Raw genomic sequence first — 507 nt, 5'->3', positions numbered from 1 at the left:
TGAAAAAGTAATTGATAGGTTCAAAATATTAGTGTCTGGTAAAGACAAAGCGGGTGAGTTTTACAGAAAAAACTTTGCAGCTATGTTTGCTTATGTATCAAACAGAGTGCCCGAAATTACTGATGAATTTTATAAAATAGATGATGCCATGAAAGCTGGCTTTGGCTGGGAACATGGCCCTTTTCAAATTTGGGATGCTATTGGCGTTGAAAAAGGTATAGAAATAATGAAAGCTGAAGGTGTAGCTCCTGCTGCTTGGGTAAATGACATGCTAGCTTCGGGTAGTAAATCATTTTACACCGTACAAAACGGCGCTACTTACTTTTATGATATCCCTTCAAAAAAACAGGTAAAAAAACCTGGGCAAGATGCTTTCATCATTTTAGATAACATCCGAAAATCAAACGAAGTATTTAAAAACTCTGGAGTTGTTATTGAAGATTTGGGTGATGGAATTTTAAATTGTGAATTCCAAAGTAAAATGAATACCATAGGAGGCGATGTTTT

General features: G+C 35.5%; 1 protein-coding gene. It reads left to right on the top strand.

The features are described from left to right. Window positions 1-507: 3-hydroxyacyl-CoA dehydrogenase family protein (locus FUA24_RS04195; protein WP_246146950.1), on the top strand; the 507-nt coding region annotated here is incomplete at both ends.

This window comes from Seonamhaeicola marinus (assembly GCF_008085455.1).
The sequence above is the reverse complement of the archived record's forward strand: the minus strand, read 5'-3'. Positions and strand labels throughout refer to the sequence as shown.